General features: G+C 71.2%; 6 protein-coding genes. 3 read left to right on the top strand and 3 right to left on the bottom strand.

All coding sequences use genetic code 11. From position 1 onward, the window contains the following. Positions 1 to 120: 120 nt before the first annotated feature. The 3 genes from ACZ7GX_RS42800 to ACZ7GX_RS42810 form a co-directional block, all read right to left on the bottom strand. A complete protein-coding gene (locus ACZ7GX_RS42800; protein WP_498786118.1) occupies positions 121 to 4110 on the bottom strand; it encodes a hypothetical protein in 3990 nt (1329 codons plus the stop codon). Positions 4111 to 4164: 54 nt separating this feature from the next. Beyond that, on the bottom strand, positions 4165 to 5841 hold the full coding sequence (gene ettA / locus ACZ7GX_RS42805; protein ID WP_498786120.1) for an energy-dependent translational throttle protein EttA: 1677 nt from the start codon (positions 5839 to 5841) through the stop codon (positions 4165 to 4167). A 318-nt stretch (positions 5842 to 6159) separates the two neighbouring features. Continuing rightward, complete coding sequence (locus ACZ7GX_RS42810) at positions 6160 to 6651, bottom strand: single-stranded DNA-binding protein (protein ID WP_498786122.1); 492 nt, start codon at positions 6649 to 6651, stop codon at positions 6160 to 6162. Between the two features lie 164 nt (positions 6652 to 6815). On the opposite strand from ACZ7GX_RS42810, the gene ACZ7GX_RS42815 reads away from it, so the two are divergent. Genes ACZ7GX_RS42815 through ACZ7GX_RS42825 form a run of 3 tightly spaced genes read left to right on the top strand, consistent with a single transcriptional unit; the run spans position 6816 to position 9180 of the window. Continuing rightward, positions 6816 to 7436 (top strand): TetR/AcrR family transcriptional regulator, encoded by a 621-nt coding sequence (locus ACZ7GX_RS42815; protein WP_498786124.1) that lies wholly within the window; start codon positions 6816 to 6818, stop codon positions 7434 to 7436. Then, entirely contained in the window at positions 7433 to 8362 is a 930-nt protein-coding gene (locus ACZ7GX_RS42820) for an ATP-binding cassette domain-containing protein (protein ID WP_498786126.1), read from the top strand. The genes ACZ7GX_RS42815 and ACZ7GX_RS42820 overlap by 4 nt, the downstream gene beginning before the upstream one ends. Before the next feature lie 14 nt (positions 8363 to 8376). Beyond that, on the top strand, positions 8377 to 9180 hold the full coding sequence (locus ACZ7GX_RS42825; protein WP_498786129.1) for an ABC transporter permease: 804 nt from the start codon (positions 8377 to 8379) through the stop codon (positions 9178 to 9180). The last annotated feature ends 86 nt before the right edge of the window (positions 9181 to 9266 follow it).

Raw genomic sequence — 9266 nt, forward strand, 5'->3', positions numbered from 1 at the left:
ATCGCCGCAACCCTCGCACTGAATCGAACAACTTGCCTGGAAAGTCGGGAATTCACTTGTGACGTGGCCTATTTCCCGCTTTGTTACCGGCGGGAAACCTTATTAGAACCTCAAATCATTTCACGATTCGGGAAGAGTCCACGTGTCGAACCGGCGCGGTGGGTCGATGCGCTGGATCGGGGCGGTGGTCTCGTTCTCGGATGGCGGTGGCGGCGTCCCGACCGGTGAGATCGGCACGGTGTCCTCGTCGACCTCGGCGCGGCCCGCGGCTTCGTCCTCGCGTCGGGCGTCCTCGTAGGCGACGAGGGCCTCGGCGAGGAGTTCGGCCAGGCTCAGGTCGCTCTTGTGTCGGCGTGAGGCGCGGGTGGCGCTGGGTGAGCCGGGGGCGGGCGGTGTCGGTTCGACGACGATGGCCGGCAGGTCGATCGTCTTGCCGCCGACCACGACGGCGGTGACGAAGGGGTCCTTCGGCGTTTCCCCACCGGTCGCGGTTTCCTCGCCGGTCGCTTCACCGGTCACCTCGACTGGTGCTCCGCCGGTCACCTCGACTGTCGCTTCACCGGTCACCCCGACCGGCGCTTCGCTGGGTGCGTGCGCGGGTGCGTCGTCGTGCTCGATGTCGGCCGCGCCCAGGAACCCGGTCGGGCTGAACTCCGCCGGCGGAGTCGTCGGCGTCGGTGGTGTCGTCGGTGTCGTCGGCGGCGTGTCAGGGGACGGGTCGGTCGGCACCGGGTCGGGCACCGGGACCGGCGGCACCTGGTCGGGCTCGGGCACCCCGGGCACCTGGTCCGGCTCGGGCTGCGGCACCGGCTGTGGCTCGGGATGCGGCTCAGGTCGCGGCTCTCGTTGCGGCGAGGGCTGGGGCTCGGGTCGCCGCGCGGGCTGTGGCACGGACTGCGGCTCGGATTGCGGCATGGGCCGCAGGTCGGGCTCCGGCATGGGCCGCGGCTCGGGTTGCGCGGGCACCGACAGGTCCTCGGCAGGCGAATCCACGTCCGTCGAGGGGAAGACCGGCGGCACCTCGTCCGCCTTCACGGCCTGCTCCGGCACCGACGACGACATGGCGAAGTCGGGCACGGGCGGCAGCGGGTAGTCCGGTGGGTCGGGCACCCGGGCGGTGGGGATGAGCGGCCCCTTCACGAAGGCCGCGCCAAGCCCGACTGGCGGCACGTCGTCGCGCACGGCGGGCTGGACCATCGTCGGTGAGTCGAACATGTCCACGGGCGGCGGCGCCTCACCACGCAGCCGCGGCGGCGGTTCCACGCGCCACTGCACCTGCTCGGGTTCAGCCTGTCGCGAGGGCTCGGGCTCGGAAACGGCGGCCTCCTCATCTGTGTCGCGAGCGCGCCGCCGACCACCGGCGCGCTGCGGGTCGAGCAGCCCAGCGGCCTTCAGCGCGTCCAGCACACTGGGGTCGGCGTCCCCGGAAGACCGCTCCCCCTCATCCTGAGCAGCCTCCCGCGCCGCCCGCCTACGACCACTACGCACAGCACCAGCCGCCGCGATCAACCCAGCCGCCGGCACACTCCGCTCGCCACCACCCTCGTGCCCAGCCGCCGGAGCAGCATCGGCACCGCTCCCACCGGCCCCGACCTCGCCGACACCAAGCGCGCCAGGGCCGGCCTCGCCAATACCGGTCTCGGTGGAACCGGCCTCGATGGCACCGCTCTCGCCAGAGCCAGCCTTGCCGACACCGCTCTCACCACCCTCGGGCTGCGCACCACCCTCGGGCTGCGCACCAACCTCGGGCTGCGCACCGACCTCGGGCTGCACGATGCCGAACCCACCCCCACCAAGCCCAGCACCACCGACCGGCCGCCGAACAGCGGACTCACCGGCCTCCACGCCGCTCACGCGACCTCCAGCCGACGCGGCCGCAGCCGCCGCAGCACCACCAAGCCCCACACCACCAGTTCCGACAACCCCAAGTCCCGCATCGCCAGTTGCCGCACCGCCAGCCCTCGAACCGCCAACCCCGACACCGCCGGCCCCGACATTGCGGGCCCCGACATTGCCGATCCCTGAACCGCCGATCCCGAAACCGCCGCCCTCCGAGCCGGAGGTCTTCGCCTCACCCGTCCCTGCGCCGCCCTCGTGCCTCACCTCACCAGCACTTGCACCACCCGGGCTCGTGACCGACGCGGTGCTGTGTGCGCCGCTACCAGCAACCCTTGGCTCGCCGGTCACTGCGTCCTGGGCGTGAACGCCCGCCGACGCGGTGCCGAACCCGGCACCGCCCGAGGTCGCCTCGCCGGTCACTGCGCCGGTTACCGCGTCGGTCACTGCGCCGCCTGCGTGGTGCGCGGCCGATCCGATGCCATGCGCGGCAGCGCCAGTCCCCGGCTCGCCCGTTCCTGGGGCGTGCGTGTGGATGCCGGCCGGCGGCACATCAGCGGAGGCGGCGGAAGCCGTGCCCGTGCCGGTTGCGTGGATGCCGGATGGTGGGTTGCCGATAGCGGCAGTGTGCGTGGCGGCAGTGTGCGTGGCGGCAGTGTGCGTGGCGGCAGTGTGCGTGGCGGCAGTATGCGTCGCGGCGGGCGGTCCGGCGGTGCGCGCGGGAGTGGCGGCCGGCGTGTTGGTCGACGTGGCGGGGTGTCCAGGGTTGGGCGCCGTGCCCGTACCGGTGGTCGCTCCTGAGCCGGCGGTGTGGGTGCCGGCGGCGTGAACGCCGGGGGTCGGGGTGCCGGAGGGTGGTGTGTGGGTGGGCTTGGCCTCGCCGCTTCTGGCGTGTTCCGGGCGGCCTTGGGCGGTCGGTGGTGGGGTTTCCGGTTCCGGTGCTCGGCGGCGGCCTCCCGGTTGGGCCGTGTCGTCTTCCACGTCGCCGAACGGTTGGACCAGGCGCCAGCGGTCGGCGGCGTGGGCCCTTGCGGCGGAGAGGCCTTCCACAGTCATGTCTTCGGCCGCACGGCGGGAGCGCTTGACCCGGATTCCCTCGTTGCGGTGCATTTGGACCGGACGCCACTGGCGGAGTTGTTGCTTGGCCTCGGGGGCGAGGTCGGGGTCGGTGGTGGGTGGCGTCACCACCGAGGTTCCCGTGCGGAGCAGGGCGGCCAGTTCGTCGTGCAGGCCGCCCGCCGGCCGGCGGTGGACGCCGGAGAACTCGGCGGCCAGCCTGGCCCGCACGGCGTAGACCGCTCTGGCACGCCGGCGTTCGGCGGCGTGGGCGGAGCGGAGGTTGGCCAGTGCTTCGGTCAGGTCGCCGGCCACCTCGTGCACGTGTGCCAGCGCCAGGAGGCTTTCCGCCAGCAGGGTGTCCAACTGGTGGCGCTCGGCGCTGTCGGCCGCGTCACGCAGCAGGTCGCGGGCCTGGTCGACGCGACCGGCGGGCAGGTGGACCCTGGTGGCCAGGGCCAGCCGGAGCCAGCCGGTGGTGGAGGCGCCCGGTGCCCGCACCGGGCGTTCCAGGAGCGGGGTGCCGATCTCGGAGGCCTCGCCCGGCTTGTTCAGGTCCATCAGGGCGCAGACGAGCTCCACCGTCAGCCTGCCCCGGACCTGGCCGTTGTCGGACTCCGACTCCTTGAGCCGGTCCAGCACGGCCAGGCCGTCACGAGCCGACGCGACCGCCGCCTGCAGGTCGCCCCAACGGCGGTGCTGCCCCGCGGCGGACGCGCGGAGCAGGCCCCGGTGCAGCAGGGTCGTGTCGTGGTCCAGCAGCGGATCCGCCTGGTAGAGGCGGTCCGCTTCGTCCAACGCCTGGGCCAGCGCCGCGCCCCGGCCGACCGAGACCAGGCACTCACTGGCCTGGACGAGGGCAGTGGCCCGCAGGCCTGGCGGGACGTCGTCGGCTTCCAGCACCGGCCGGACGGCGGCGAACCCCGTGAGGGGCGCGCCGACCGACCTGGCGCTGTCGGCCAGCTCGACCCGCAGCCGCCAGGCCGTTTCCCGCTCGGACGCGGCCTCGGCCGCTTTGAGGGCGTCCAACGCCCGGTCCGCGATGCGGACGCCCCGGCCCATGCGGTTGCTCGCGAAGACCACCAGGGCCTCCGCGCGCAACCGGTCGACCTCGTCACGGCGGGCGGAGGCGAGCGCGACGGCGCGCTCGCCCAGCACCAGAGCAAGCTCCGGTGCCCGCCAACGCAGCCGCCAGGCGGGCACGACCAGCGTGCTCACCTCGACGTCCGCCTGCGCTTCGCCCCTCGCCGCCACGATGTAGGTACCCGGCCCTCAGTCCCGCGTGAGCTTGCGGTAGGTGACGCGGTGCGGCCTCGCCGCCTCCGCGCCGAGGCGCTCGATCTTGTTCTTCTCGTAGCCCTCGAAGTTGCCCTCGAACCAGTACCACTTCGACGGGTTCTCCGCCGTGCCCTCCCACGCCAGGATGTGCGTGGCGACGCGGTCGAGGAACCACCGGTCGTGCGAGATGACCACGGCGCAACCGGGGAACTGCTCCAGGGCGTTCTCCAGCGAGCCGAGCGTCTCGACGTCCAGGTCGTTCGTCGGCTCGTCCAGCAGGATCAGGTTGCCGCCCTCCTTGAGGGTCAGCGCCAGGTTGAGCCGGTTGCGCTCACCACCGGAGAGCACGCCCGCCGGCTTCTGCTGGTCCGGGCCCTTGAAGCCGAACGCGCTGACGTACGCCCGCGACGGCATCTCGACGTTGCCGACGTGGATGTAGTCCAGGCCGTCGGAGACGACCTCCCACACGTTCTTCTTCGGGTCGATGCCGCCGCGGTTCTGGTCGACGTAGGACAGCTTGACCGTCTCGCCGATCTTGACCGTGCCCGAGTCGGGCTCCTCCAGCCCCACGATGGTCTTGAACAGCGTCGTCTTGCCGACGCCGTTCGGACCGATGACGCCGACGATGCCGTTGCGCGGCAGGCTGAACGACAGGCCGTCGATCAGCACCCGGTCGCCGAAGCCCTTCTTCAGCTTGTCGACCTCGACCACGACGCTGCCCAGGCGCGGGCCCGGCGGGATCTGGATCTCCTCGAAGTCGAGCTTGCGGGTCTTCTCCGCCTCCGCGGCCATCTCCTCGTAGCGGCCGAGGCGGGCCTTGGACTTGGCCTGCCGGGCCTTGGCGCCCGACCGGACCCACTCCAGCTCGTCCTTCAGCCGCTTCTGCAGCTTCTGGTCCTTCTTGCCGGAGACCGCGAGCCGCTCGGCCTTCTTCTCCAGGTAGGTGGAGTAGTTGCCCTCGTACGGGTGGGCCCGGCCGCGGTCGAGCTCCAGGATCCACTCGGCGAGGTTGTCCAGGAAGTACCGGTCGTGCGTGACGGCCAGGACCGCGCCCGCGTACTGCGCCAGGTGCTGCTCCAGCCACAGGACGCTCTCCGCGTCCAGGTGGTTGGTGGGCTCGTCGAGCAGCAGCAGGTCCGGCTTGCTCAGCAGCAGCTTGCAGAGGGCGACCCGGCGGCGCTCGCCACCGGAGAGGGTCTTGACGTCCGCGTCGGGCGGCGGGCAGCGCAGGGCGTCCATCGCCTGCTCCAGCTGGGAGTCGAGGTCCCACGCGTTCGCGTGGTCCAGGTCTTCCTGGAGCTGACCCATCTCCTCCATCAGCTCGTCGGAGTAGTCGACGGCCATCTTCTCGGCGATCTCGTTGTAGCGGTCGAGCTTCACCTTGATCTCGCCGAGGCCCTCCTGGACGTTGCCCAGGACGGTCTTCTCCTCGTTGAGAGGCGGCTCCTGCTGGAGGATGCCGACCGTGTAGCCCGGCGCGAGGAAGGCCTCGCCGTTGCCCGGTGTGTCCAGGCCGGCCATGATCTTCAGCACGCTCGACTTACCGGCGCCGTTGGGACCGACAACGCCGATCTTCGCACCGGGGAGGAACATGATGGTGACGTCATCCAGGATGACTTTGTCCCCGTGCGCCTTGCGCACCTTCTTCATGGTGTAGACGTACTCGGCCATGCCCGCGATCGTAGAGCGGTGCCGATCGGGCCCGAACCTCGGACGCCGGCAACGGACGTGGGCACAACGCAGAGTTAACGCGAACGTGGGTCACCCACAGTCGTAACACGACCGCCGGGCCGGCCTGGCGCGACCCTGCGACCAGCGACTCCGACCCGATGCGCGAACTCGGTGCGCTGTCAACCCCCGGTGCCTGCGTGCGGACCCGGCCCTGGCGCCGGCCCGACGACCTCCCTCCTCCACGCTCGCAACGGCGACGACTGCCCGCGCATTCTCCGCCCCGAACGGCCCGACGGAAGCCCTTGTAGCTCGTTTGGCTCAGAACGGCACTTCGGCCACCTCCTTCGGACGCTCCGCCTCGCCCGTCAGGACCAGCGGCAACTCCGCCGGTGCGCGGGGCGCGGCGATCTCGGGCGCCGCCCGCGCCTCGACCGCGTCCGCCGCGAGCCGGGTGCGCGTCGCCGTGGCCGTGCACAGCGCCAGGTTGGGCCCGATCGCGGTGGCCTCGATCTCCACCACCGACCTGGTCCTGCCCTCGAACTCGACCTCCCTGATCGTCAACCGGCCGGTGACCACCACCGGGTCGCCCTTGTTCAACGACGCCTGCGCGTTGTCGGCGAGCATCCGCCAGCACGACACCGACAGGAACATCCGCGCGCCGTCCTCCCAGGCGCGTTGCTCCTGGTCCCAGACGCGCTCCGCGGTGAACAGCCGGAACTTCGCCCGGCTGAAACCAGTGCCGACCTTGGTGTGGCTGACCGGGCTGGCGACGTTGCCGCAGATGGTGACCCGGGTCTCGTTGTAGGCCATCTCGTGCTCCTCCTGGTTGATCGCTTGCGACCAGGTTGCCGGTGGTGGAGGCGGGTGGCGAGCGGCGGTTCCGGAGCTGTGGACAACTGACTGAAGCATGCATAACTAAATGAGTGAGCGCTCACTCGTTGACATGAGTGAGGACTCACTCATAAGCTCGCACCATGCCCGAGGAGACCACCCAACGCCGTCGGCGCGCGCCCGCGATGAGCCCCGAGGACCGCCGCGAGGCGATCGTCGCCGCCACGGTCCCGCTGCTGTTCACGCACGGCGCCAACGTGACGACCAGCCAGGTCGCCAAGGCCGCCGGCATCGCGGAGGGCACCGTCTTCCGGGCGTTCAAGGACAAGCAGGAGCTCATCCGCACGTGCGTGCAGAGCGTCATGGCGGCCGACTCCGAACTGGACCTGATCGAGCAGGCGAGCCAAGCGGACACCCTCGCCGAGCGCCTGTCCTGGGCCATCAGCGCCGTCTCCGGCTACCTGGACCGGATGTGGAAGCTGATGAGCGTGCTCCGCGACTCGGGCTACGACCCGCACGACGGGCACGACAAGCAGCGCGAGCACAAGGGACCGCCGGTCGAGATGCAGCGCATCACCGAGCACGTCGCCTCGCTGTTCGGCCCGGACGACGACCTGCGCGTCGACCCGTCCCTGGCCGCACGGCTGCTGCTCGGGCTCGTGTTCACCAACCGCATGCACGGCGAGGGCTTCGGCGACTCCACCGCCGACGCCGACCAGCTCGTCGAACTGTTCCTGCACGGCGTGCTGAGGGGGAAGCAGTGAAGGACCTGATGATCGAGGCCGTCGACGTCGGCAAGGCGTTCGGCGCGCAGAAGGCCCTGGACGGGGTGAGCATCGCCGTGCCCAAGGGCACCGTGCTCGGACTGCTGGGCCACAACGGCGCCGGCAAGACGACGCTGGTCAACGTGCTCACCACGATGCTCCCGCCGGACTCCGGTCACGCGAGCGTGGCCGGGTTCGACGTGGTCGCGCGGGCCCACCAGGTGCGCAGCCGGATCGGGCTGACCGGCCAGTTCGCCGCCGTGGACGAGCAGCTGTCCGGCCTGGACAACCTGGTCCTGATCGCCCGCCTGCTCGGCGCGACCACGCGTGAGGCCAGGGCCAGGGGCGAGGAGCTGCTGGAGCTGTTCGAGCTGGCCGACGCGGCGAAGCGGCCGTCCCGCACCTACTCGGGCGGCATGCGTCGACGCCTCGACCTGGCCGCGAGCCTCGTCGGCCACCCCGAAGTGATCTTCCTGGACGAGCCGACCACCGGCCTGGACCCGGCCAGCAGGCTCGGCCTGTGGGAAATCGTCGAGGGCCTGGTCACCGACGGCACCACGGTCCTGCTCACCACCCAGTACCTGGACGAGGCCGACCGCCTGGCCGACTCGATCACGGTGCTCTCGCAGGGCAAGGTCGTCGCCGCGGGCACCAGCGCCGAGCTGAAGGCCCAGGTCGGCCAACGCACGGTCACCGTGACCCTGGCGGACGCCTCGGACGTCGCCAAGGCCACCGGAGCCCTGGAACGGGCCGGTATGCAGCCCGTGGCGGCGCAGAACACGCTGACCGCGCCCGTCACGTCGTCCCGCGAGATCGCCAAGGTGGTCCGCGCGCTGGACGAGGTCGGCCTGGAGGCCACCGAACTGGCCCTCGGCGAGCCGACCCTCGACGACGTCTACCTCACCCTCGCGCAGCACGCGGCCTGAACAGGAGCCACCGGATGACCACCCTCACCGCCGCGCCGCGCTGGCGCGGCACGGACTTCGGCACCCAGGTGCTGGTGCTGACCCAGCGGTCCCTGCGCACGCTGGTCAGCGACCCGCGCATGATCGTGTTCAGCATCCTCCAGCCGCTGATCATGCTGACCCTGTTCAGCCAGATCTTCGCGAGCATCGCCAACACGCCCGGCTTCCCCCGGGGCGTGGCCTACATCGACTTCCTGATGCCCGCGATCCTGGTCAACACCGCCATGCAGTCCGCGTTGCAGGCGGGTGTGGGCCTGGTCACGGACATGAAGAACGGCGTGCTGGCGCGGTTCCGCTCACTGCCCATCCGATCGGGCTCGGTGCTCGTCGCACGCAGCCTGTCCGACCTCGTCCGCACCGCCTCGCAACTGCTGCTGATGCTGGTGTTCGCGGTCGTGGTCTTCGGCTTCTCCCCCGCCGGCGGGGTGGCCGGCACCGCCGCCGCGCTCGCGTTGGCCCTGGCGGTCGGGTGGGGTCTGGGCTGGATCTTCCTGGCCATCGCGGCGTGGCTGCGCAACGCCGAGCTGATGCAGACCGTCGGCTTCCTGGCCATGTTCCCGCTGATGTTCGCGTCGAGCGCGTACGTCCCGATCAGCGGCCTGCCGGGCTGGCTCCAGGCGGTCGCGAACGTCAACCCGTTGACGTTCGCGGTGGACGCGGCGCGTTCGCTGGCGCTGGCTCAGCCCGTGACCGGCGTGGTCGGGGCGCTGGTGACCAGTGCCGTGCTCGCCGCGGCGGGTTGGGTCGCGGCGGTCAAGGGCTTCCAGCGCCCGCTCTAGTAGTGCTTTGTTAGGTTTGTCGATAGTTGTTGCGGTGTAGCGGTTTCACGGTTTGGTGGCAGGTCGGGCATGCGCCGGTCCAGGTC

The sequence above is a fragment of the Actinosynnema sp. NPDC037264 genome (assembly GCF_055603705.1).